This is a genomic window from Desulfotignum balticum DSM 7044, from assembly GCF_000421285.1.
In the GTDB taxonomy this organism is placed as follows: domain Bacteria; phylum Desulfobacterota; class Desulfobacteria; order Desulfobacterales; family Desulfobacteraceae; genus Desulfotignum; species Desulfotignum balticum.
Genome location: NZ_ATWO01000001.1, coordinates 4797282 through 4821415 on the forward strand (window position 1 = coordinate 4797282; position 24134 = coordinate 4821415).

At 49.6% G+C, this 24134-nt stretch carries 18 protein-coding genes and 1 other annotated feature; of the genes, 11 read left to right on the forward strand and 7 right to left on the reverse strand.

Features of this window, described 5'->3' with window-relative positions:
- The first annotated feature begins 10 nt into the window (after window positions 1-10).
- The 4 genes from K365_RS0123905 to K365_RS0123920 all read left to right on the forward strand — a co-directional run bounded on the left by K365_RS0123905 (window position 11) and on the right by K365_RS0123920 (window position 3590).
- Window positions 11-577, forward strand: a complete 567-nt coding sequence (locus tag K365_RS0123905) for a flavodoxin family protein (RefSeq protein ID WP_024336646.1) — start codon at window positions 11-13, stop codon at window positions 575-577.
- 2 nt (window positions 578-579) lie between these two features.
- The gene (locus K365_RS0123910; protein ID WP_006968742.1) at window positions 580-1092 is read left to right on the forward strand and encodes a MarR family winged helix-turn-helix transcriptional regulator; all 513 of its coding nucleotides are present in this window, start codon (window positions 580-582) and stop codon (window positions 1090-1092) included.
- A gap of 234 nt (window positions 1093-1326) precedes the next feature.
- Window positions 1327-2088 carry a class I SAM-dependent DNA methyltransferase gene (locus tag K365_RS0123915; RefSeq protein ID WP_006968743.1) on the forward strand — a complete coding sequence of 254 codons (762 nt, stop codon included), beginning with the start codon at window positions 1327-1329 and terminating at the stop codon, window positions 2086-2088.
- A gap of 71 nt (window positions 2089-2159) precedes the next feature.
- A complete protein-coding gene (locus K365_RS0123920; protein ID WP_024336648.1) occupies window positions 2160-3590 on the forward strand; it encodes a trimethylamine methyltransferase family protein in 1431 nt (476 codons plus the stop codon).
- Window positions 3591-3661: 71 nt separating this feature from the next.
- Here K365_RS0123920 and K365_RS0123925 read toward each other — a convergent pair whose 3' ends face one another.
- Together K365_RS0123925 and K365_RS0123930 are read right to left on the reverse strand one after the other, a co-directional pair.
- Complete coding sequence (locus K365_RS0123925; RefSeq protein WP_024336649.1) at window positions 3662-8230, reverse strand: SIS domain-containing protein; 4569 nt, start codon at window positions 8228-8230, stop codon at window positions 3662-3664.
- Window positions 8231-8314: 84 nt separating this feature from the next.
- The gene (locus K365_RS0123930) at window positions 8315-9775 is read right to left on the reverse strand and encodes a trimethylamine methyltransferase family protein (RefSeq protein WP_024336650.1); all 1461 of its coding nucleotides are present in this window, start codon (window positions 9773-9775) and stop codon (window positions 8315-8317) included.
- 232 nt (window positions 9776-10007) lie between these two features.
- Here K365_RS0123930 and K365_RS0123935 point away from each other — a divergent pair, with 232 nt between their 5' ends.
- Window positions 10008-10871 (forward strand): MurR/RpiR family transcriptional regulator, encoded by an 864-nt coding sequence (locus K365_RS0123935; RefSeq protein WP_024336651.1) that lies wholly within the window; start codon window positions 10008-10010, stop codon window positions 10869-10871.
- A gap of 748 nt (window positions 10872-11619) precedes the next feature.
- Here the strand turns inward: K365_RS0123935 and K365_RS0123940 are convergent.
- The 5 genes from K365_RS0123940 to K365_RS0123960 all read right to left on the reverse strand — a co-directional run bounded on the left by K365_RS0123940 (window position 11620) and on the right by K365_RS0123960 (window position 19608).
- A complete protein-coding gene (locus tag K365_RS0123940) occupies window positions 11620-13476 on the reverse strand; it encodes an acyl-CoA dehydrogenase (RefSeq protein WP_024336652.1) in 1857 nt (618 codons plus the stop codon).
- 74 nt (window positions 13477-13550) lie between these two features.
- Entirely contained in the window at window positions 13551-14906 is a 1356-nt protein-coding gene (locus tag K365_RS0123945) for a permease family protein (RefSeq protein ID WP_024336653.1), read from the reverse strand.
- A gap of 37 nt (window positions 14907-14943) precedes the next feature.
- Complete coding sequence (locus K365_RS0123950) at window positions 14944-16554, reverse strand: acyl--CoA ligase family protein (protein ID WP_024336654.1); 1611 nt, start codon at window positions 16552-16554, stop codon at window positions 14944-14946.
- A 145-nt stretch (window positions 16555-16699) separates the two neighbouring features.
- Complete coding sequence (locus K365_RS0123955; protein WP_024336655.1) at window positions 16700-17356, reverse strand: response regulator transcription factor; 657 nt, start codon at window positions 17354-17356, stop codon at window positions 16700-16702.
- Window positions 17353-19608 carry a cache domain-containing protein gene (locus tag K365_RS0123960; protein ID WP_024336656.1) on the reverse strand — a complete coding sequence of 752 codons (2256 nt, stop codon included), beginning with the start codon at window positions 19606-19608 and terminating at the stop codon, window positions 17353-17355. The genes K365_RS0123955 and K365_RS0123960 overlap by 4 nt, the downstream gene beginning before the upstream one ends.
- A gap of 409 nt (window positions 19609-20017) precedes the next feature.
- Window positions 20018-20174, reverse strand: a sequence feature (23S ribosomal RNA rRNA prediction is too short).
- 187 nt (window positions 20175-20361) lie between these two features.
- Between K365_RS0123960 and K365_RS26990 the strand changes: the two genes are divergently transcribed.
- From K365_RS26990 to K365_RS0123995, 6 genes are all read left to right on the forward strand, one after another.
- Entirely contained in the window at window positions 20362-20805 is a 444-nt protein-coding gene (locus K365_RS26990) for a hypothetical protein (protein ID WP_024336657.1), read from the forward strand.
- Between the two features lie 79 nt (window positions 20806-20884).
- Window positions 20885-21223 (forward strand): hypothetical protein, encoded by a 339-nt coding sequence (locus K365_RS0123975; RefSeq protein ID WP_156887790.1) that lies wholly within the window; start codon window positions 20885-20887, stop codon window positions 21221-21223.
- Window positions 21220-22689, forward strand: coding sequence for an IS21 family transposase (istA, locus tag K365_RS0123980; RefSeq protein ID WP_024336659.1), 1470 nt, complete (start codon window positions 21220-21222; stop codon window positions 22687-22689). Before K365_RS0123975 ends, istA begins: the two co-directional genes overlap by 4 nt.
- 95 nt (window positions 22690-22784) lie before the next feature.
- Window positions 22785-22988, forward strand: coding sequence for a hypothetical protein (locus K365_RS27670; RefSeq protein ID WP_084490015.1), 204 nt, complete (start codon window positions 22785-22787; stop codon window positions 22986-22988).
- Complete coding sequence (locus tag K365_RS0123990; protein WP_024336660.1) at window positions 22969-23526, forward strand: ATP-binding protein; 558 nt, start codon at window positions 22969-22971, stop codon at window positions 23524-23526. The genes K365_RS27670 and K365_RS0123990 overlap by 20 nt, the downstream gene beginning before the upstream one ends.
- Before the next feature lie 104 nt (window positions 23527-23630).
- On the forward strand, window positions 23631-24134 hold a 504-nt coding region (locus K365_RS0123995), incomplete at its 3' end, for a hypothetical protein (protein ID WP_024336661.1).

Here is a 24134-nt window from a genome sequence, read left to right on the forward strand (position 1 = left end):
GAGAAACCAAATGAACATTTTAACCTTGCTGGGCAGTGCCCGGAAAAAAGGAAATACCGCCACCGCTTTAGGGTGGGTGGAAGATGCCCTCACGGGCATGGGCCATGATGTCACCCGGGTGTATCTTCACGGCAGACATTTGAACGGGTGTATGGGCTGCAACCAGTGCAAACAGGTACTTGATGCCCCGGGATGTGTCCAGCAAGACGATGTCCCGGAAATTCTGGCGCAAATGGTGGCTGCGGATCTGATCCTCTACGCGTCTCCCTTGTATTTCTGGGGAGCGAGCGCCCAGCTCAAAGCGGTCATAGACCGGACCTACAGCCTGTATACTCGGTACCATGAAACCGACCACGCCTCGTTGCTGGAAGGACGCCGTCAGGCTGTTTTAATGACGGGTGCCAGCGGATGGGACAACAATGCGGAAGGGGCCTTCACCGCGTTCAAACGGATGCAGAAACCCCACAAAACCCATTATGCCGGTGAATGGTTTATCGGTAACTGCACCACACCTTCGGCGATGACCCCGGCCATTAAAAACAAGGCCCTGGACTTTGCCCGGCAGATCAGTGTGTGACCATGGAAAACAAAACCAGTATGCAGATCATGATGCGGCTGCGCCAGATTATTCAGGAAATGTCGCGGCATTCCAAACAGCTGCAGGAAAAATACAAAATCACGCTGCCCCAGCTGATCTGCCTCAATGAAATTGCGGATCACGGACCCATTGCCATCGGCGCGTTGACCCAGATCGTTTTCATCAACAATTCCACGGTCACGGGCATCATCGACCGTCTGGAGCGCCGGAACCTGGTCCACCGGGTAAGAATCAGCAAGGACCGGCGCCAGGTGCATGTGGAAATCACCCAGGCCGGCAGAAATTTTCTCGAAAATGCGCCGACCCCCATCCATCACCGGTTTATGGAAAAACTGGAAAAAATGAATTCCCAGGATGTATCCCTGCTCATGTGGGGGCTTGAACTGTTAGTAGATATGCTGGCCCAGACCGATCCGGCCTCCCCCTCACCGACTCCGCCGTTACATCTCATTGAAGCAGATGATGACATGTCCGTTCCCAACGGAAACATCTGACCGAAAATATTTTTACCCCCATTGACTTGACAATGCCCTTTCATCAATGGTATTTATTTGTTTGTATATTTTGAACAGAAAATATTTTACTGCGTAAATACCAAAATGAAACCTTCGCAACCTTACAGCACCCGGTGTTCTGCCGGTATACCCGGCTGCAGGGGCGGTTTCATGCCCGGCCCAACCCATTCGGTCGGAATTTATTAACATAATCTTAACGACGGGAGAAAAAAGATGAAAGATTTTTCATTTGTTTTACCGCAAGTCGATAAAGCCGATCAGGGAAAAGAAAAAATTATCGTCACCTACAAAGGGGAAACCCGAGAACTGCTCACCCATGATTACGGGGAAATTTATAAAATACCCGGTCTGTATGAAAACCTGTTCTACGACACACTGGCCTGCCAGTCACCCCAGGTCGTGTGCGGGCTTTTGGAAAAAGCCATGAACGGCAATGCTTCTAATTCACAAGACCGGGTGGCCCTGGATGTCGGAGCCGGCAACGGCATGGTGGGAGAAGAACTGGCAAAAATCGGTTTTAACACCATCATTGGTGTGGATATTATTGAAGAGGCGGTCGAGGCCACATTACGGGATCGCCCCGGCATTTATGATGAGTATTTTATTGAAGACCTCACGGATCTGCCTGAAAAAGTGGAACAAAAAATCCTTGAAAAAGATCCCAACTGCATGTCCATCGTGGCGGCCTTGGGGTTTGACGACATTCCACCGGAAGCGTTTGCCAGTGCATATAACCTGATTTCCGAAGACGGGTGGATCGCCTTTAACATCAAAGATGAATTTCTTCAGGACAATCACCCGTCCGGTTTTTCAAAACTCATCGATGAAATGGTGGCCTCCGATATCATGGAAATTGTTGAAAAAGAAAGATATCAGCATCGGCTGTGCCTGGACGGCACCCCGTTGAACTATTATGCGGTGGTGGGAAGGAAACAGGAACCTGTTTCCGATACCTTCATTGCGCAATATCAATAGCAGATCGATCATCAGCAACCAGATCGTACTGAATACCGTCCTAAAACCCAAAAAAAAGGGAGAAAACCTTTATGTTACAAGATGTGACCACGTTTCAACCCCGGTTGAAAGTCTTTAATAAAAAACAGGCCATGGCTATTCATGATGCGGCCTTGAAAATACTGGCCACCACGGGATTCCGCATGGAACATGACGGGGTTCTGGAGATGCTTCTGGATCATGGCTGTACTCTGGACAAGGACAACCGGGTGATCATGCCCGAAGCGCTGGTGGACAACGCCGTCATGTCCGCCCCTAAAAAATTCGATATATATGATCAGACCGGCAACCTGGCCATGCCCCTGGAAGGGGAAAACTTTTTCTTCGGCACCGGGTCTGACACGATTTTTACCATAGACCTGGAAACCGGTGAAAGGCGGCGCCCCGTGCTCGCCGATACGGGCAACTTCGCCCGGCTGGTGGATGCGCTGCCCAACATGGATTTTTCCATGTCTATGGGAAACCCGGAAGATGTGGAAATCGAGGAAATCTATGTGCGGGTGTTTGAAGAAATGGTGCGTAACAGCAATAAACCCATCTGTTTTATCGCAGACAGCGGCACAGATATCCGGCAGATTCACGACATTGCCTGCGCCGTGGTGGGCGGTGAAGAAATCCTGCGCAAAAAACCGTTTCTGTTCAACTATTCCGAAGCCATCAGCCCGCTGCTTTATCCTGAAAACGTCATGGAAAAACTGGTATTCTGTGCGGAAAAAGAGATCCCCATCTGCCTGCCTTCAGGTTGCAATGCCGGTGGCGGGGGACCGGTGACCCTGGCCGGGGCCATGGCCCAGGGCATTGCGGAGAATCTGGTGGGTCTGGTGATCCATCAGCTCACCAATCCGGGCGCCCCGTTTCTGTTCGCCCCCAATGTGTCCGTGCTGGACATGAAACACACGGTCGTCTCTTATGGATGCACGGAATGGAGCCTGACCCAGTCGGCATTCGCCGACATGAGAGATGAACTCTACCAGATTCCCATCTGGTCCTTTGCCGGATCCACGGATTCCAAAGTGATCGATGCCCAGGCCGGGGCCGAAGGCATGCTGTCCATTATCACATCCCTGCTCTCCCGGTGCAACGTGATCCACGATGTGGGATATATCGAATCCGGACACACCTCCAGCCTGGAAATGCTGACCCTGTCCGATGAACTGGTGGCCATGGCCAAATTTTTTGCCGAAGGGATCCCCGTGAACGAGCAGACCCTGGCCCTGGATGTGATCGACCGGGTGGCAAATGGTCCGGACAATGCCATATTTTTAAGCGATCCCCACACCTTTACCAATTTTCGGACGGCCCATCTTATGCCCGAACTCATGAACCGGGCCCGGTTTGACTCCTGGGAAAAAGACGGGAAAACCGATCTGTTCACCCGGTCCAATGAAAAGGCAAAAGCACTGCTGGCCTCCCACGAGGTCAAGAAAACACCAGTGGCCGAAGAAGCACTGGCCGCCCTGTAGCGGTTATTGGTTTCAAGCCGTTCATTTATTTTATACGCAACACAGCACAGACCGGATGGATACGACCTGTTTTATCCATCCGGTCTGTGCTGTTTTTCAGGTCCTGCTTCAGCGGGATTGAAAAATTTCATGGCCGCTCCCATCAGACTGATGACCACGGGCAGCAGATAATCGGATATGATGCCCGGCTCACCATGTTTATCCAATGGGCCGGGCACCATGACGATGTGGCTCAACGGGTATTTCTTTAAATTGGCCAGGCGGGCATCTTTGGCAAATCCCTGCTGGGTGATGACCACCATTCTTGCATAACGGGAACCAAATGTGGCCAGTTCATCCAACGCCGCATCAAAGCCCATCTCACTGGTGGCGTCAATGATGATCAGACAATCGTTGTCTGTGTCATACTCCGGTCTGAGTACGGGCAGATACCACTGATCATCCACATAAAACGGCAGGACCGCTTCCGGCGAAAACAGCATGGGTGTCCGGGATAAAAACGCATCCACAGATGCCCCGCCCAGATACCTTGTTTCCCATACCCGAACCTGTTTTTCCCCATGAATTTTAACCATGGGGTCCCGGGGTGCCAGTTTTCGATATTTTTCCTGCACCTGACAATCCACCAAAACCAGATGGGAATACGCGGAAACCCCGAAAGGATCGCTTTCCACGCCCCAGGATCGGGCTGCGGCAAATGCAATTTTCCAGGCAATGCAGTTACCCCGCATCCCCGTTAGAAACAATTGCTTCTTGTAGCTCAGATTTTCATGAAGGGTTTGCTGAATGCTGCGATGCAGGGCGCTGTCCGCCAGCAGGGTCTGAATAACCGGCAACAGCGTCTTGAAATGTGAAATAAACCGGGTGGCACGGCCGGGGAACTTATATGACATGATTTTTGCAAAAAACAGGGATAACGCCACATAGGTCTGCTCATACCGGCAAAACAGATCCGGGTGTTTTAAATAAAATGCCTGTAAAAGCACTTTCTGATCTTTTTTTTCGGAGATCACGGTGTTTTCCGGGCCGATCCATACCATGTTTTTATGCGGACGGGCAAACACGGCAGACACCCGCTCCGCGGCCGGTGTCTGAGACGCCACCACCACCATCAGACTGTCTCCCAACGTGACCCCTCTGAGTTTTTCGGCAAATTCCACCTGAACGGGAATTCCCAGAAACGGTTCCCACAATCTGGCCAGATTCATGCACCCGGCTTCCGCCTGCTTGTCCATGGGAACAAAAATCAATACCCCGTCTTCTGCCAGGTTTGTGAAAATCAGGTCTGCCAGCCCGGCCAGCACCTTGTTTTCAGGCCGGTCTTCAGGCAAAGAGAACATCCCTGAAAATGCGTCGGGTTCATTCAGAATACGTCCGAGTGCCAGCAGATCCTGATAAAACCGTTTTTCAACGGGATCTGATGCCAGCGTCAGCCAGCACAGGGACCCGGACCGGGGTACCACCGGATACATCCCAAAACCCAGATTGTCCTGTTTTTGATCCATATCATCCAGAATATCTGAATAGGACCGGTCTTTGCCGTTCCGGGTCCGGCCGGCGGTCACGGATTTGGCCATGTTTCGGGGCATTTCATTGGCCCGTCTGCCATGGGTCTGGCCAAAATAAAATCCCAGCAGAAACAGAAGCGACAGATCCACAAAAGGTTGAAAATGATCCGGCAGCTTGGGCACCAGGATCACCTGCTGGGCAAACCGCTGAATCTCTTCCAGTTCCCGGTTCAGGTAGGTGATGGCAAAAAATGTCCGGCCGGTTTCATGCAGGGCCGCCATGAACCGGACCGCCTCATCCAGGCGGTGACGGCTGGTGGCCAGTACCAGAACGAACTCGTCTTCAGCCACAGGAAAGTTTAAAAACAGCTCCTGTTCCGAATAATCCACGGCATTTCCCAAAGAGGTCCAGGCATTAAGTTCCAGGTTCAATGCGCCGATTCTCGCAGCCCCCACATCGTGGTAGGCATCCACAACATAGTGCAGCACCGAGTTTCCGGAAGCAGCGGCAATCTCTTTGCAGAAACGGGTCACATCCGGATTTTTAAAAAGATCGTCCAGGTGGGCCGGAACCGGAAGGATCTCTTTGACCCGTTCACCCACGACATCCCGGGTGCCGGGCGTGGCAAGGCAGATGGACAGACAAAACAGATCCAGGGTCAGCAGCATGCACAGCGCACTTTTCAAGGGAGCCACGGTCACCTCTTCACCGCTGTATACCGGGATGACACCGGCACTTTTCCTCACCACCAGGGCCATGTCTGAAAACGGTTTTTCCGTGATGCCCACCATGAGAATATGGTGCTTGAGCAACACCCCGGCAAAATCGATCATATCCGAGGTGGTACCGGACCAGGAAACCATGACGACCAGGTCCCGGTCCGGGTTGATGGCGGTTCTGACATCAGCGAAATCCTGGGGAGCGGCCACCAGCAGATTGACTGTGGGGAAAAACGGCTCCATGGTTTTTTCAGCGATTTCCGCCACCATATAGCTGAATCCCGTGCCCACCAGAATGATCCGGTTCAAATTTGTCAGACCGCTGCCGAAGCGTCTTTCCAGCAGGCGCTGCCGGATATCGAACCGGGGCAGACATTGTTTAGTATCTGCGTATCGGTTCACAATATCCCCCATCAGGCCGGGAATTTCGTCCAGGTGCTCTTCATAAAACGTTTTGCCGAAATCTTTTTGAAACGATACCGGCGTAATCCAGGTTTGTTCGGGCCGGATGTCGGACCGGATCCTGCCGGAAAAATCTTGAATCTGCAGATGCCGTATTACCGCATCTTTGCCGGCGGTTGTCTGAATCCGGGCAAAAATTTCAGGCTGGTCCAGCACATAGACATCCACCAGAAATGGTTTGAGCAGTTCTTTTTTGGCTTGTCTGAACCAGACATTTTCCGGCCGGGAATCAATACTTGAAAAATCGGATTCCACGATCATGGATTTTTTTGAATATGTTTTCATCAGCTTGAACAGCTTCACCCGGGTGGACCGGATCAAGGTCTGGGGAAACAGTCCCAAAGCGGCGTTGATATCCGATACCACCATGAAATCGGATGTGTCCCGGCGCTTGACAATATACACGGGCCGATGGTGGGCCGCCACAAACAGCCGGTCCGGTGACACCCGGCTGATGCCGGATACGGCAAACTGCCCGCCGGACTGGGTCATGGCCTGCACGGCTTTGATGAACGCCATTTCATCGATGTCATGGATGGTTTTGTTGCTCAGGGTCTTGAAAATGGTATAATCGATGGACTGACTGCAGATGGACAATTCCTCCAGTCCCAGTCGATGCTGGTCTTCAATGGTCCTGTACCGCTGATTTTCATGCCAGGCCGTTTCAAAATAATGCCCCCAGAGCATGGCAAACAATTCCGTGGAATTTTCCGTACGCAGCCCGATATTTGCCACCCGGGTGACATACTGGTGGATCCGGGACTCCACGTCTGAATCAAACTGCCCGTTGAGCACCACGGCACGAACCTTCTGACGGTCCATGAAGGGGTGGGCGTTGCGCACGGAAATGGCCGACTGAAGGGCCCAGCGGCCCTGGCCGATCACCGGCTGAACCATGGACAAAAGCAGCAGCGGATGGGTCGGGCCGGGGACATGGCCCGCAGGCAGATATGCACCGGCCGGGGCTGCCTGGGCCCGGTGCATGTAGATCTTTGTCTGGTAATGGGCCAGAACGGCCGTGACAGCCAGGCCATAAACATTGCAGGTGCGCTCGATCCGGTAAAGAATCTGCCAGTGCCGCACGGGACGATCCGTCTGGGCCTTCCAGAAGGTTTCAAAAATCAATTGAATATTTTCTGCCGCCTCCGGTGTCAGGCCGTTGAGAACCCAGGCATCCAGGTATCTGAACAGATGGGCAATGCCGTCTGTTGTATAGTCGGCAGGCAGAGTGATCCGGACTTTGCGAAGAAAATGCCAGACATATTTTCTGGCAAAAGGATTTTTCTGTCCCTGTTTGCTGACCACCCGCCGGGGACGGACCGGTGCCTCATCATAGGCATACCGGTTAAAGATAATCTGAAATTCATGAAACAGATCAGCCGGATCTACAGCCAGAGCACCTGATTTTTCCGCAGCATCCACCTGAACGGCCAGTTCGTTTCGGATCAGTTTTTCCACCACGGCCACGGGCAGGTCATACGTTTGGATCAGATAGTCCATCGCCGCTTTGAGCGCCTTGGGGGAATCAACGGCAAAGATTTTTCTGATCCGGGGGTCTCCACAGGTGCCCGGCATCACCTGGACCGGATTCTGCAAGTTTGTCATCTGAGACCAGGTGGGAAACGATGCGGCTTCATGGAAAGAAAACCCTTCATGGGCCAGCAGCCGTTTCTGGAACCGGGCGATGTAGCCGGCCTGGCTGTCCATATCATCTGCCATGAATGCCCCGGCCTGCAGATCGGTTTCCTCGAACACGGGATCCAGCATAAGCCGGTCGATCAGGTTTTCCACCGACCCCAGAGCCCGCCGTATTTTCAAAGGTTCCAGGTCACTGCCGACCAGTCCGATGCCCGTGCTGTCCGGCGCCCGGTAGATAATGGCCCACATCCCGGTCAAAATACGGGTCAACCGGTTCTGGGCATTGCCGTAATAGACCACAATACCGCACATATTCGCTTTCCTCCGGAATGATTACCCAAGCTGCCCATCTGATTTACCGGACTTTTACACGCCTTTGCATATTTCATCAACCCATCAGTTCTGTTTGGGTACCAGAACATTGAATTTTTTCCGGATAGCTGCATCGATATCATCCGGAATGTAGGCGGTTTTGTTGGCCAGCAGTTTTCTGGCAATGCCCAGGGCCCGCTGGCGGGCATCCATGGCACCTTCCTTTTTCCATCGATCCCGGTTTTTCCGGTCCGTCACGCCGTTGCCGTAGAAATATTCTTTGCGCATATGGGACATGGTGTGGGGCGCGGTCATGAAATTGCCGGCCGGGCCGATACTGTCTATGACTTCCAGGGCCAGATGTTCTTCATCCACGTCAATGCCGTTCAATACTTTGCAGCAGTTGCCGATGATCTCGTCATCGATGACAAACTGCTCATGGGCAATGGTGAGCATGGATTCCAGCATGCCGGCACTGTGATGGATGTAGTTGGAGCCGCCCATGGATGCCAGCACCGAGGTCAGGGCTTTTTCATACCCGGCCTGGGCATCGGGCACTTTGGCATCGGACAGACCCGAAGAGTTGTAGTTGGGCACCTTGATATGCCGGGACATCTGGTGGATGGCCGCGTTCATCATACCGCATTCCACGGCCCCGCCGCAGTACCCCATGGTGGCCAGATTGGCCATGCCCGGAATCCCGCCGTAAAGCAACGGTGCTCCGGGACTGGTCATCTGGCAGAGGGTAATACCGGCCAGTTCTTCGGCATGCAGCTGGGCCAGGGTACCGGCCATGGTCAGCGGCGAGGTGGACCCGGCCATGGGGGCGGAAGACAGGGCCACAGGGATTTTGTGCCGCACGGCTTCCTGCATGATTTTGGTGGACTGGGTGCACAGCTTGAGCGGACTGATGGCAAACGAAGTGATCACGGAAATGAGGGGCCGTTGTGCCAGTTTTTCTTTGCTCCCCGCGATCATGGCGGCCATCTCCATGACCTGATGAAGCCCTTGCTCATTGTTCACCCCGGACATGACATGTTTGCCGGATGCAGACAGGCAGGCGTAAAACATATTGATATCATAGTCTTTTTCGTCAATGTCCGTGGGAATGCACGGCCGGACCAGAAAATGGATATGCTTGAGCTGGTCCACCAGCCGGGACACCTTGTACAGGTCATCCAGGGTGGTGGCCCGGACCTCACCCGTGTCCGGATCCAGGATCTTGATGGCGGCCCCGCCCGTGCCCAAGTGCACCCGGTCTTCGGTCAGGTTCAGGTCATATTCCGGATTCTGACCGCAGAGCACCACTTTTTCCGGGGCTTTTTCCACCCAGGTGGTGACAAGATCCTTTGGAAACCGGATCCGTTTTTTGTCCCGGTCCACAGATGCCCCGTTTTGCTCCAGCATTGCCACCGTGTCATCCAGGCCGGATTCATAGGTAATCCCGGTTTTTTCCAGAATGGTCAATGCGGCATGGTGGATGGTTTCAATCTGTTTTTCGGACAATGGCTGGTATTGCCCGCCCTGTAATCCCATTAAATTCATCGTTTTCTCCTCCCGTTTTATACCGTTGCTTTTGTTTTTTGACAGTTACACACTTCCTGTTTTTCGTTATGTCACGGCAGGGCACGGGTGTCAATAAAAGTGTAACAAAAACCATCTTTTTTTATTGTTCTTGTAAAATTTGAATGTTTTTGTTACAAAATTTTTGGATTAAACGTGAAATCCAGCACGAAACCAGATAAATGGCAATGAACCTTTAACCAATGGAAAATCCATGACCCATAAACCCGGCTCTCTGCAAGCCACCATTCATGAAAAATATGACACCCTGACGGCCAAGGGCAAGCGCCTGGCGGATTTTGTTCTCTTAAGCCCGGACAAGGCCGTGTTCATGACCACCCGGCAGCTGGCTGCGGCCGTGAACACCAGTGAAGCCACCGTGGTCCGGTTTGTGCGGCAGCTAGGATTTACAAACTACGCTATTTTCATCAACACGCTGCGGGATCTCATTGACCGGGAACTGACCCTGGTGGAACGGGGAAAAATGAGCCATCTGGTGGCCGGCAGCGAAGATGCGGAACTGGACCGGCTTATCAACCAGGATATCCGCAGCATCCGGGCCATGCACAAAAATATCGATCCGGCCGTGGTACAAGCGGTCAGAGACGCTTTGAAATCCGGGCCGGCCGTATATGTCATGGGGTCCCGGCTGTCCTATTCCTCAGCCCACTACATGGGCTGGACCCTGTCAAAGCTCCGGCCCGGTGTCTGCATCCTCAACGGCAGTGACCGAACTTCCATGGACCAGCTGATTTTCGCGCCACCCAAATCCGTGGTGGTGATCATTGCCACCTCCCGGTACCCCAACGAACTGGTTCGCCTGGGCAAAATTCCCCGGCGCCAGGGTTTTCTCCAGATTCTGATCACAGACAGTGCCTCCTGCCCCCTGGTCCAGTTCAGTGACCATGTCCTGATCACCCCCCAGAAAAGCATCCCGTTTCTGGGCACTCCCGTGTCCATGATCAGCCTGATCCATTACCTGCTCCACACCCTGGCATCGGATATGGGAGAGGCCCTTAAACAGCATCAGGAAAAACTGGATCAGGCGTATCTGGAAAACGATATCTGGTTCAACTGAACAAAAAAAGCCGGCTCACGTACCCCTGGGACCTGTTCCAGCCCCAGGAGGTGATGAGCCGACATCGAGGTGCCAAACCGCCCCGTCATGGATAATGATCCTTAACGGGAAAATTATCGGTACTGTCATAAAATATGGTTGCCCGCATATCCGCGATTGGTGGCCATTTCAGTACTATTACAAACCAAAAGTATCAGAAATGCAAAATTTTGTATTTCTGATACTTTTGCACAGGTAAAGGGTTACGCTGGAAATAAACAATCTGACATGCCTGACATATTCACCTGAGAATCTGTGCCTGACTCGTCTGCCAAAATAGACAGCATCGTCAAATTTTGCTGCCGGCACAAAAAACCAGACCATCATTTTTACTTCAACGATCCAAGTCTATCAACTGACTATACCTCATGATTTGTGTTGGTATCAAAAATTTTTTCAGCCTCAAAAAACTCTGCATTGGATTATCTGTAACTCCGGCAATTCCCCCACACTACCTCTTCCAGTTCTGCTTTCTTCAAATCTTGGACAGGCAGCTTTAATACCATAGAGTTGGGTCTCAGTTTACTAATTTTTGTGAGATTGTAAATTTATTTTGTTGGTTTGCTTAGCATGAAGTTGTTCTACAGGCAAAAGAAAGCATTCACCATGGTATTTTGACCACCGGCAAACCTTTGTCGAAACGGGTTGCCGGTGGTTGAACTTCCGGTAATACTGTTGCTTGTGTATTAACCGGAAGGGAAGATGGAATCTATTTTGATCCGAATGATGCATCAGGGATATCTTCCAGGCTGGTGTCACCGTCCCGGACCGCATTCATCTTACCGATTGTTGAGGGCAATAATGTTCCAACAAAAAATTTTGCCGACTGGAGTTGTCCGGCATAATAGGCTACATCCTTGCTTTTTTCAGCCATTGTGTTGATGGTTTCATCGTCAAGGCTGCCTGCTTCTTTCAGCAATTTTTTGCAGGCAACTGTTGCGCGCCATAACAGCATCCAAGCAATTGTGACATCCCCTGTTACTTCAAGAAACGGATAGGCAAATGCATAGGCATTCTGTAAACTGCCCCTGTTCATACGATTGACAAGCACTTGTGATAATTCTTCCAGCCTGTCAATGGAATGGTTTACTTTATTTGCGATACGCTCCAATTTAGGAATTTTTTGGGCCTCATTAATTGCCTGCCTCATTATATCGATAAGATATGCAATACCTTTTTCGTTATTCATTCTCAGTTTTCGGCCGATCAGGTCCATGGCCTGGATACCATTAGTTCCCTCATAGATCATAAAAATCCTGGCATCCCTTAAAAGCTGTTCCACGGGATAATCGCTGGTGTATCCATAGCCGCCGTATACCTGAATCCCGTGAGAGCAGATTTCAAATGCCCTGTCTGTGACATAGCCTTTCACAATGGGAATAAGCACCTCGATCAATCTGTCAGTTTTAAATTTAAGCTCCTCATCCAGGGTTGTATGAACAATATCCAGACATTTGCCATAGTAATAGATCAGAGACCGCATTCCTTCTGTATAAGATTTCATATTCATCAACTGCCGTCTGACATCCGGATGTTTGATAATAGGAACGCTTTTGAAAGTCCCTTCTTTTGATGGCGTTAAAGGTTTGCCCTGAACCCGTGTTCTTGCATAATCAAGTGCGTACATATAGGAGGCCGAGGCCACAGCAAGACCCTGCATTCCTACAAAAGCACGCGCTTCATTCATCATCTGAAACATGGCTGACATACCTTTGTTCTCTTCCCCAAGGAGCGTACCGACACATTCACCTTTTTCCCCGAGTGCAAGGGTCGCTGTGACATTTCCGTGAATTCCCAGTTTATGCTCAATACCTGTACAGATGACGTTATTGGATTCTTCAAGGCTGCCATCATCATTCACCCGGTATTTTGGCACAAGAAATAAGGAGATCCCCCTTGTTCCTTCCGTAGCACCTTCAATCCTGGCAAGGACTGGATGGATAATATTTTCACACAGATCATGATCACCGGCAGAAATGAATATTTTCGTTCCCTGGATTGAATAGGTGCCATCCCCTTTCGGGGTCGCTTTTGTTGTAAGCGCTCCGACATCAGATCCAGCATCTGGCTCTGTCAACAGCATGGTCCCTCCCCAAGTACCGGCAAACATTTTCTTCATATACAGTTCTTTCTGCTTTTTACTGCCGAATGCCTCAACTAGCTTGGCTGCCCCATGGGTCATGCCATAATAGAGCATAAACGCGGAATTGGCACCCACCATATATTCAAGAGCAGCGCACCCTAACAATTTTGGCATACCCTGGCCGCCAACCTCGGGATCATCACACATGGCAAGCCACTCACCTTCACAATAAATTCTCCACGCCCTTTTAAATGATTCCGGTGTTGTAACAACGCCGTTTTTCAGGCGACATCCGTTTTCATCACCATCCTTGAAAGTTGGAAGAATCTCTTTTAAAGCAAGCGTTCTGGCTTCCGATACGATAAGGTCCACCATCTTTTTGTTAAATTCCTTGAACGGTTCATTTTTACATAATGTTCCGATTTCAAGCTGTTCATGCAGGACAAAATCTACATCTCTTCTATCTGCTATTAGTTGAGCCATCAAAAACCTCAATGAGATAGTTTGTGTTCAAGGGCACTCCTCTCCTTGCAATCAGGAGAGGAGCGATTTTAGACTTATGCGGATTCAGGGACAGAGTCTCCGGATGCCTTGAATTTCCGTTCCAGAAAAATATGCAGGACAACACCGGCGCCCAATCCCCAGGCAGCACCATGCATGGCCAAAATAACGGCCATGGTGCCTGCAACACCCAGTTGTATGGGGTCTTTAATCTGTTTGAATGCGGTAATTATGCATAAATAACCAGTGACAACCATTGTCAGAGATAATCCTATGGGCAGGAACGGCTTGAAAAAACTGACCAGCGGAAGAATAAAAAGGGCAATGAATCCTGAGACCCAGAAGGTACCGCTGCCGCTGAAAATGGAATCCATGGCTTTTCTTCCTTGACGATAACGATCTGCCACAGTTGCAGTGACAGCTGTCCAGATTGGACCTGCAAGTCCGGGGTAAGGAGCAAAAAAGGAATGAAGTATGTTTCTTAAGCCGGTGACTACATGAATCCGGTCTACATCAATATCCACTTTTTCATCAGGCCGGCTTTCATCGCAGCTGGCCTGCACCAGGGTCGTACCGACAATCACATCACCAAAAGCGATGATATAAGCAATAATGGCCGTGGGTATAGCTTTCATGAACATATCTGCACCGGGAAATCCCACAGCGAACGGCAGGTATTCCCACATTTTAGTGAATTGCGGGATCGTAATGCCAAACTGGATATCCGGCAAAGGATATTCTTTCACTGCCATGCCGATAAAAATGGATAATATCATTGCCGGCACCATGCCGTATTTCCCAAGAAGTTTGGCGATACCGTTTTTGGATTTCATCCGGTTGAAAGATACGGAAAAGAGCATGTAAAAACAGACTAAACTCCCAAGTCCGATGGCTATGGGAGTTGTCGGAATCCTTCCGCCTGCCTTGAGTTCACCCATGTAAGCGGCAACCCCTGCTCCAAGAAGAATTCCGGCCTTGATGGAAGAGGGCACCTTATCCACTACTTTACTGCTCAATTTTGTAATGCCAAGAATTAAAAAAATTGCTGCAACAATGAGTTGCAAAGCCACAAGTGCCTGGATCGCCTCAGGGCCTGGTGTAAACTGTTTAAGGTACAATAAAACCACCGGGATGGCAGGGGTTATCCAGCCGGGAACCATGGGGACGCCTAAAAATGCCGGCATTATAAAACCGATCCCGCAGATAAAAACAAAAGCCAGTGCGATTTCATATGGCAGTCCGAGATATTTTTCCAGCAATGGAATCATGGCTAGCGTTACAACAAAAAGGATAAGGGCCTGGATAAATTCCACTGGTTCCCAATTATAGTGGATAAACGGCAATCGAATTTTGAAAGGTCCTAAAGGCCAGTACGGTTGCTCTTCACCATCAATGCGTTTGTATAGGGACATGATATTCTCCTTTTAAATTAGGATCACTGAGTCGACATTAGTTGACCATACGGTCCTTTCCCTGCCATTCTTTTTCCCGGAGTTTAAATTTCTGAATTTTTCCTGTGGCGGTCTTGGGCAAGGGACCGAATTCGATCTGCTTGGGCGCTTTGAACCGGGCCAGGTTTTTCTTGCAGAATGAAATGATTTCGCTCGGATCCGGTGTTGTTCCGTTGAACGGCACGATAAAAGCTTTGGGCACTTCACCCCATTTGGGGTCCGGCACCGGGATTACGGCCACCTCCTGGACATCCGGGTGGGTGTAGAGCACGTTTTCGATTTCCACGGTGGAAATATTTTCTCCTCCGCTGATGATGATGTCCTTTTTCCGGTCCATGATTTGGATATAGTTATCCGGGTGCATCACAGCCAGATCGCCGGAATGGAACCAGCCGCCTTTGAAGACCTCGGATGTAGTGGCTTCGTCCTTGTAATATCCCAGCATCACGTTATTCCCTCTCATCACGACCTCCCCCATGGTTTTGCCGTCTCTGGTAACGGGTTCCATGGTTTCCGGATTCACCACGTCCATATGTTCGGTTACGATATAGGGAACACCTTGGCGGGCCTTTAGCCCGGCCTTGTCCATCGGATCAAGATTGTCCCATTTGTGCTGCCACTGGCAGACACTGTGGGGACCGAACACCTCAGTCAGGCCATAGGTCTGGATGATGTTTGCCCCGATGCTTTCCATGTTCTGGATGATGGTAGGGGCCGGCGGAGCACCGGCTGTCATGATTTCCAGTCCCCTGGACAAACGGATGCCATTTTCCTTGGCAAATACGGACATGCCGATGAGAATGGTGGGGGCTGCACAAAGATGGGTAACGCCCAGTTCCTCGATGATCCGGTAAATCTCTTCAGGTACGATTTTTCTCAAACAGACATGGGTGCCGCCCACCGCCGTTATGCCCCAAGTAAAGCACCATCCGTTACAGTGAAACATGGGCAGAGTCCACAGATATACCGAATCCGAATTCGTCTTGAACTCGAGCTGCTCTCCGATGGCATTCATGTAGGCGCCCCGATGATGGTACATCACACCTTTAGGCCGGCCTGTGGTTCCTGATGTGTAGTTGATGGAGATCAGGTCCCGCTCGTCGGCCACCACCAGGGTGACAGGGTCAGCCGGCGCATCAGCAATAAACGCCTCATATTCCGGGCCGTCCAGAGGGGTGGAATCATCCACGTCACAGATATTCACATAAGTCTCAACCTTTGGGAGCCGGTTCGTGACCCCGGCTACTACATCTCCGAATTCGTTGTCCGCAAACACAGCTTTTGCATCGGAATGATCAATGATATAAGCGATTTCATTGGCGGATAACCGGATGTTGATACTGACAAGGATTGCGCCGATCAGGGGAACTGCATAGTGAGCTTCCAGCATGGGGGGCGTATTGGGACAGATAAAAGCCACTTTGTCGCTTTTTCCGACTCCCCGTTGCTTAAGGGCGTTGGCCAGGCGGAATACTCGGGCGTGGAACTGCTTCCAGCTGTACCTGTCATTGTTGTAGATCACCGCTGTTTTGTCCGGAAACACTTCAACACTCCGAGCCAGGAAATTGGTGGGGCTTAAAACATCGTAATTAACGCTGGGGTCGAACATGGTTAGCTCCTCTTCTGTTACAGGTTTATATAGCCTTCTGGTAACAGGGGGAGCTATTACTTTCAATCGGCCAAGGACCCATATTGGATCAGCCGCTGATCTGATCCGGCCTAAGGTTAAAACCTATATTTATTTTACCATGCGATCATTTTTTTACTTTATGGGACCAATCCACGGCGGCCTTGACCAGTTCAGTATAATGCTTGAGATTGTATTTTTCCTTGATTTTTTCCCGGTGGGTTCCAATGGTTTTCAAGCTCAAGTGGAGGCGGGCGGCAATTTCTTTTGCGTCCAGTCCTTCGCCCATAAGCCGGAACACCTCCAGTTCACGGTTGGTTAGGACATCCAGACTGAATTGAGGGGGCCCGGATTTACGACTCACCATGCGTTGGATCATTTTTTCCTTGATTTCCGGGCTGATGAAAATATTTCCATCCAACACACTGCGAATAGCTTCCACCACCCGACCAATGATTTTCTGCTTCATTACATACCCCCTGGCTCCGGCCTGGAGAGCCCGTTGGGCATACATGGATTCGTCATACATGGAAAGCACGAGCACCGGCAGTTCCGGGTGCTCCCGGGTAATGTCCTCCACCAGGTCGATGCCGTTGCTTTCGGCCAGGGAAATATCCACGATTACAAGATCCGGCCGGCTGCCACTGATGATGTCCCATGCCTTATCTGCCGTGTCAACACTATAGGAAACCCTAAGGTCCTTTTCCTTGTTGATCAGCTCAGTCATACCCAGACAGAAAACGGGGTGATCATCCACTATAAGGATCTGCTTTTTTCCGCTCATTGTCGTATCTCCTTTTTGACCAGGGTCACAACCCGGCCAAGGTCAACCTGGATCTTTGTCCCCCCTGGCCCGGTATCAATGTGGAACTGGCTGTCAATCATTTTGGCCCTGTACTCCATGATCCGCAATCCTATACCGTCTCCGTTCCGATCCTCCGGGATACCTCTGCCGTTGTCCGAAATTGTCAATCGAACCGCAGTCTGTTCTCCGGTCCCGCTTTCGAGACAGATCCGGATCCTGGTGCCGCCGGAATGGCGTACTGCATTGCTCACAGCCTCACTGGCAACATAGTAGAGATGTGTGGCGATGTTATTGTCCGGGAAATCGATACAAGGGTCCGTCCAGCATTCTAACCGGATTTTGTCCTGATAAGTGTATGCATGGGTGATCTCTTCCAGGGCGGACTGGAGTCCATGGGATACCAGATGGACCGGGCAAAGCCCCCGGGCAAGACTCCGGGTCTTTTCCACAGCATCGTCCATAAATTCTACGATTTTACATGCAAGGTTCCCGGACTCCCTGACCCATTCCTTTTCTTTCAACGTAGCTACAAGCCCGGCAATACCGATGAGCTGGGGACAGAGATCATCGTGGAGATCCTGGCCGATTTTCTGACGCTCCCGTTCACCAGCACTTATCAACTGCTTTTCCAATCCTTTGGTTCTGGTGATATCCCTGAGGATGATGATGCTGCCTGTGAGGTTCCCCTGGCCGTCTATAGTGGAGGCCCCTGAAATACTCACGTCCTTGAGCTGGCCCTGCTTGTCGTAACGCCGGGTTTCCACGTCAAAAATTCCATCTTTTGAAATCACTTGCTGGATCATGCGCTTTGTCTCGGCCCAGTGGTTTTCCGGGACAAAATGGTTCATCATATTTCCTTTGACTTCCGCTAACCTCCAGCCGAACACCCGGGTAAACGCCGGATTAATATAGATCACGCGGCCTTTCACATCGTAATTAACAATGGGGTCCGGCGCTGCTTCCATAAGCAGGAAATATCGCTCCTGGCTCTCCTGCCTTGCCTGTTCTGCTTCATGCCGAACCCGAATCTGGTTTTCCAACTGGTCCATAAACTGATTGAAATATTGGGCCAACTGTCCGATTTCATCGCTGGACTGTCGGTTCATCCGTATAGAGTAGTCTCCGGCCGTGGCGATCTTTATCCGGCCTGTCAATTCCTGCAACGGTGTGGTGATGGTCCGGCTCACACAGAAAGTCACCCCCAGCATCACCAGTAAAAAGATCACGGAGATTCCGAAAATTCCATTCCGCAGCGTCTTCAGGGGATGGTACAACTCATCCAGATAACTGGAAGAGGCCACGATCCACTGACACTCCGGAATATAATCAAACATCACCAGTTTTGTCCGGGCTTCGGTTTCACCTGGATTTTTCCAAGAATAAACCGACTTGCCTTTTTTCCGGCGCATCATGTCTTCCAGGAACTGATTCGGCAGTTCCTTTTCGTCAAAAATGTTCATGCCCTGAAGCACAGGATGGATAATGGCGTTAGCGTCCCTATCAATCACAAAGGCATAGCCTCTTTCCCCGAATTTCAGATCCAGGATGCTCTCCCTGAAATCAGCCACATTCATCAGACGAATGAACTCCGACCGGTAGGCACTTGCAGAAATAATCCAGTCCCAGGGTTCGAAATACACCATATAGAGTGCCTTGGAACGGGTCCGTTCCTCGCCTGGGTTTTTCCAGTCGTATTCAATATACCCCTGATGGGAATCCATCTGTTGACTTACAAATTCATGGTCTGCCACGTTGGTGTTTACCAGTGGAAAACTGGGATGCACCTTTACAGTACCAGCCGAATCAATACAGTAAATATAACCGGATTTACCGATGGACTGGCTCAAAATTACACGGGCGGCCCGCTTCTTCGCCTCGGATTCACTGATCCCGCCTTGCCGGAATTGATCGTAAAGACTCCTAACAATATCCAGGTTGTTCTCCGCTACCGCACGCAAATGGTTCTTCGTGGAAACATTCACGGCTGTCTTCACCATATTGGTAATCATCTGGGTAGCATTTGTCAGTTCACTCTCTATACGGGCCTCAATATTGTTCCGAACATACACATAGATGAAGAAACTGCACAACAGCATGGATAGGAAAAAAATTGCGGAAAAACTCAACAGGAATTTGTAGCGGATTTCAAATGATCCGAACAGGAAACGGAACTGTGTCCATCCAATATGAGCGCACTGCCTGAAACTGTTTTTCAGATCTGTCCGGTTCATATCTCCTCATGTTTGTCCAAAATATCTCTATGATGTTTATCCCAATTTTCCGATTATCAAAAGTATTTTTTTGAAATAATTTCTAACAAAAAATTTTGCCTTCAGCAAAATCTCAAAGGAAAGGCAAGCCCCGAACTATGTCTATTATTCTGGGCTAGGAGGATTGATTTACTGCCTCAGGACTAAATCTTCCAGTAGTCGCTTTTAGCTCTACCTAACAGTTAAAGACCTTTGCCACCATTCTTAATTCCATAAAAGGTCAACCATTGTCGCTGTATCATTGATTTCCATCAGATACAACCAAAATTTGCCGATCAACCTTTTTTCAGTTTCTCAAAAATCAAGTTGATTTGCCCAAATCACAATTATCCAAGGATTCAAACTAAAACGCAAAAAGCCCTGATCGATATCTGGTTCAACTGAACAAAAAAACCCGGCTCACGTACCCCTTTAATCAACGAACACCCGAACCCCTGGGACCTGTTCAAGCCTCAAAATGTGATGAGCCGACATCGAGGTGCCAAACCGCCCCGTCATGGATAATGATCCTTAACGGGAAAATTATCGGTACTGTCATAAAATATGGTTGCCTGGGACCAGGGATTTAATTCCCAGCCATTTTCAGGGATTTTTTCCCAGCCAATTTCAAGGGTTGTCATCCAGCCACTGATTTTTTAATTCCGTTAACCGATTTTAAAATCATATATAATTCCCTCCATTTAATTCGCCTTGTAACCGTTACGTGGAGGGAACATGGATCCTATTCCCTGTCTGGGCTGTGGTATTTTCTTTAAACCGCGAAACAAACTTCAGGGCTATTGCTCCCATCCAGACTGCCAGCGTGCCAGAAAGGCTTTATGGCAAAGGCAGAAGCTGGCAAATGACCCTGAATATGCACAAAGCCAGAAACTGTCCAACAATAAATGGCTGGCGAACACTCCGAATTACTGGAAAGACTATCGTTCCCGAAATCCGGAAAAAGCTGCCAGAAACCGTGTTTTCCAGCGAATCAGGAACAGGGCAAAAGCTCGAACTGACAAGGGTCTGGATACGTCGCGTCATGTCGGTATTGCAAAGATGGACGCGAGAAAATCCTTGATAAACGGGCTTTCTGGTGAGTTCTGGCTGGTTCCGATGATTGCAAAGATGGACGCGGTAAAAATTTTTATCGCAGCCATACCGGGCGATCCCGGATAATTGCAAAGATGGACTCGGGGACAGGAGATATTTTTTTATGCTACACCCGGATCAAAAACCTTTTTTGAAGGAGGGTGTCATGATACGGAAAAAAATATTATCTCCAGGCCGGGTCCGCAGCATAGATAAAAGTTTTTGTTTTATTCCCCACCGGTTTCTGACAGGTGGCTTTTTACAATCATTGACCCGTCATGAACTGGCGCTTTATGTATTTCTGGTCCTGGCTTCGGACAAGCACGGGTTATCGTTTTACAGTGACCGGAGCATCTGTTCCATTCTGGGTCTGGTGGAAGAGGATTATCTTTTTGCCAGAAGCAGCCTGATCCATAAGGATCTGATCACATATGACGGCACGTTGTTCCAGGTCCTTTCCCTGCCGGCAAATGCTCACAAAACATCAGGGAGGGCAGCCGGATGATAGACAAGCGAACTGTTTTTGAAATCCATCGGTTGAACAACATGCAGTTTTCCATCCGGCAGATTGCCAGGCAGCTTGGGCTGGACAGGGGAAGCGTCAAAAAATATCTCGAACAGCCGGATATCACCTGTCAAAAAAGACCGGGCCGGGTGTCAAAGCTGGATCCATACAGGGATCTGATCCGGGAGATGGTAAATGACTATCCACAGATAAAGGCACCGGTGGTCTTGCAGCATATCCGGGTCAGAGGGTTTACCGGCGAAATCACCATCGTCAGAGATTATCTCAGACAGATCAGGCAGGACAAAAAACAGGCCTTTATCCGGTTTGAATCCCGGCCCGGTGAACAGTTCCAGATTGACTGGGGGCATTTTAGCAGCCTTACATATGGCAAAAGTTCAAGAAAGCTGTATGCCCTGGCAGTGATCGAGTCTCACAGCCGAATGCTTTTTGTGGTGTTCACCCACAGTCAGAACCAGGCAACCCTTCACCGGTGCCTGGTTGCCGCTTTTTTGTATTTTGGAGGCACGCCCGGGGAACTGGTCGTGGACAATATGGTCACAGCCGTGATCGAGCGTGTGGGCAGCATGATCCGCTTCAACGAAGCCTTTCTGGACTTTTTGCGGCACTTTGGCATTACACCCAAGGCCTGCAATGTCAGAGCGCCCCATGAAAAAGGGAAGGTGGAAAACAGTATCCGGTATCTTCGCAACAACTTCTGGCCGTTAAGAAAGTTTGCAGATTTGGATGATGTGAACCACCAGGTGCTGGCATGGCTGGATACCACGGCCAATCAGAGGATGCATCAGACCACCGGGGAAAAACCGGTGGACCGATTTGTTAAAGATGCCCTGAACCCATTGCCGGACCCGCTGCCCGATTACCGGGAGACAGACAGTCTCACGGTATACAAAGACTTCGGTGTTCGTTTTGATACCAATGTTTATACGGTCCCGCCCCGGCTAGTGGGGAAATCGGTCATCCTGAAAGCAGACAGCCGGACCATATCCATCTACTACAAGGAAAAACAGGTGGCGGCCCATACACGGAAATGGGAAAAAAATCTGCGTATCGATTTGCCGGCACACAAGGAACAGGTCCGGAAACTCAGAAAACGCATACTGATGGACAGGCAGATGATGGTCTTCATGTCCCTGGGCCAGGAAGCCGTGGACTACCTGGAAAAACTCACCGATGCCTCACAACCGTTGAAAAAAACGGTGTCTCATCTGCTGCAACTGCAGGACAAATACGGGGCATCATCGTTGATATATGCGCTCAGAAAAGCGCTGGCCCATAAGTTGTATGGATCTGAATATGTTGAAAACATCCTTCACCAGGAAATGGCACGCACCGTCCGCCATCGTCCAGTGGAATTGAAGAACGAAGATCTGAATCAAATCCGGCTGCCACAGCCAAATTTAGCTGAATACGATGCACTGGCGCTTTCACGGAGGAAAAAATAGCCGAAATCGCCTGTTTTTTTGTAAAGCGTAGGACGATTATCTATAACCCTTGAACCGCAAGGATATCGGAACTTTCTGTTTTAAAAGGTGGAGACATGCGCGGCGGATATAGAGGAAAACCAAAACCCAGATTGCCATCACATCTTTTGCGCGTTCATGTGAATGCCCGAATCCAGAAATGGATGCTCGATGAACTCAAACGCAGAGGTGAAGTCGGGATAATTTTGGAAGAGATATTGATTAAAGCAGGTTTTAAGTATCAACCCGAAAAAGGAAAACATGATGGAAGCCGTCATTGATAAGTTCAAATCACTTCGACTGAAAAACTGTGCACTGAACCTGCCCGCTGTTCTGGAGCAAAGTGCCCAGAAAAATCTGACTCCCCTCCAGGTCATTGACCGGCTGCTGGAGATTGAGATTGAAAACAGGAAAAAAGCCAGGATCGATCTGCGGTTCAAACAATCAAAACTGGAAGAAAAACCCACCATCGACCAATTTGATTTTGCCCATCATGAATCGCGCCAAAAGCAGAAAATCCGGATATTGAACCTGCTGGATCTGGGATTTATCCAGGCGAAAAAAGACATTATACTGATCGGAAACCCCGGGACTGGAAAGACTTTTTTATCCAAGTGCTTTGCGTATGCTGCCACTCAGAATGGAATAAAAACCCTTTTTACAACCGCCATGGACATGATCAATCAGCTGGTGGCAGCTGAAAATGATCACACCATGCTCAAAAAGCTTCAATTTTATCAATCACAGGAACTTTTAGTCTGTGACGAATTATGTAAAGCTTTACATAATTCGTCTTATGACAAGTTAAATATTATGTGAAGTTGAGGATAAAAGAGGCCGCCGTTTAAGCCGTTATCCATATTTAGCTTTACATAATATTCTATCAATAAAATAGTGGTGATCCAAAACAAAGGAGGTAAGATATGGATCGCAAAGCTATTTTATTAATAGAATTGGTTGACAGGGCAAAAAAACAACTTGATCTGCTATGTTATGCAGAAAGCACAAAGCATCGTTACATCGGCAAATGGAAACAGTTCCTGGTTTATGCGCAACAGCAAAATCAACTCTATTTTTCAAAAGAAATAGGAGAAGCCTTCCTGAAAGATTGTTACGGCATTCAAACAGGAAGCAAGCTTTCCGCCAATCAGGTTTTTAAAGCAAGAGCAGTTGATCTTTTAGATGGAATACTGCAACATGGCTGTTTTCCAAGGTGCCGCCAGAAACCTGGGATACCGGCCCCTCAACAATTTCTTGTTATTCTGGAAAAATATAAAAAACTGCAGTTTGAAAAGGGGATTTCAAGAAAAACAGTCCTTGGGAAAAAGATTATTCTGGTTCGGTTCCTGAATTATCTTGATATTCAGGGGATTGCTGATATCAGAAGTCTCACCTCATATGAAATTCTGTCCTATCTTCATACTCTG

Bases quoted from the DNA above. Each gene is read 5' to 3' on its own strand.
- K365_RS0123925 (WP_024336649.1), bottom strand. From the start codon at position 8,230: ATGTGCGGTATTGTGGTCTATTACGGCAATGCCCAGAACCGGTTGACC.
- K365_RS0123920 (WP_024336648.1), top strand. From the start codon at position 2,160: ATGTTACAAGATGTGACCACGTTTCAACCCCGGTTGAAAGTCTTTAAT.
- K365_RS0123930 (WP_024336650.1), bottom strand. From the start codon at position 9,775: ATGAATTTAATGGGATTACAGGGCGGGCAATACCAGCCATTGTCCGAA.
- istA (WP_024336659.1), top strand. From the start codon at position 21,220: ATGATAGACAAGCGAACTGTTTTTGAAATCCATCGGTTGAACAACATG.
- K365_RS0123955 (WP_024336655.1), bottom strand. From the start codon at position 17,356: ATGAGCGGAAAAAAGCAGATCCTTATAGTGGATGATCACCCCGTTTTC.
- K365_RS26990 (WP_024336657.1), top strand. From the start codon at position 20,362: ATGGATCCTATTCCCTGTCTGGGCTGTGGTATTTTCTTTAAACCGCGA.
- K365_RS0123940 (WP_024336652.1), bottom strand. From the start codon at position 13,476: ATGGCTCAACTAATAGCAGATAGAAGAGATGTAGATTTTGTCCTGCAT.
- K365_RS0123950 (WP_024336654.1), bottom strand. From the start codon at position 16,554: ATGTTCGACCCCAGCGTTAATTACGATGTTTTAAGCCCCACCAATTTC.
- K365_RS0123990 (WP_024336660.1), top strand. From the start codon at position 22,969: ATGATGGAAGCCGTCATTGATAAGTTCAAATCACTTCGACTGAAAAAC.
- K365_RS0123910 (WP_006968742.1), top strand. From the start codon at position 580: ATGGAAAACAAAACCAGTATGCAGATCATGATGCGGCTGCGCCAGATT.
- K365_RS0123945 (WP_024336653.1), bottom strand. From the start codon at position 14,906: ATGTCCCTATACAAACGCATTGATGGTGAAGAGCAACCGTACTGGCCT.
- K365_RS0123915 (WP_006968743.1), top strand. From the start codon at position 1,327: ATGAAAGATTTTTCATTTGTTTTACCGCAAGTCGATAAAGCCGATCAG.
- K365_RS27670 (WP_084490015.1), top strand. From the start codon at position 22,785: ATGCGCGGCGGATATAGAGGAAAACCAAAACCCAGATTGCCATCACAT.
- K365_RS0123975 (WP_156887790.1), top strand. From the start codon at position 20,885: ATGATACGGAAAAAAATATTATCTCCAGGCCGGGTCCGCAGCATAGAT.
- K365_RS0123960 (WP_024336656.1), bottom strand. From the start codon at position 19,608: ATGAACCGGACAGATCTGAAAAACAGTTTCAGGCAGTGCGCTCATATT.
- K365_RS0123935 (WP_024336651.1), top strand. From the start codon at position 10,008: ATGACCCATAAACCCGGCTCTCTGCAAGCCACCATTCATGAAAAATAT.
- K365_RS0123905 (WP_024336646.1), top strand. From the start codon at position 11: ATGAACATTTTAACCTTGCTGGGCAGTGCCCGGAAAAAAGGAAATACC.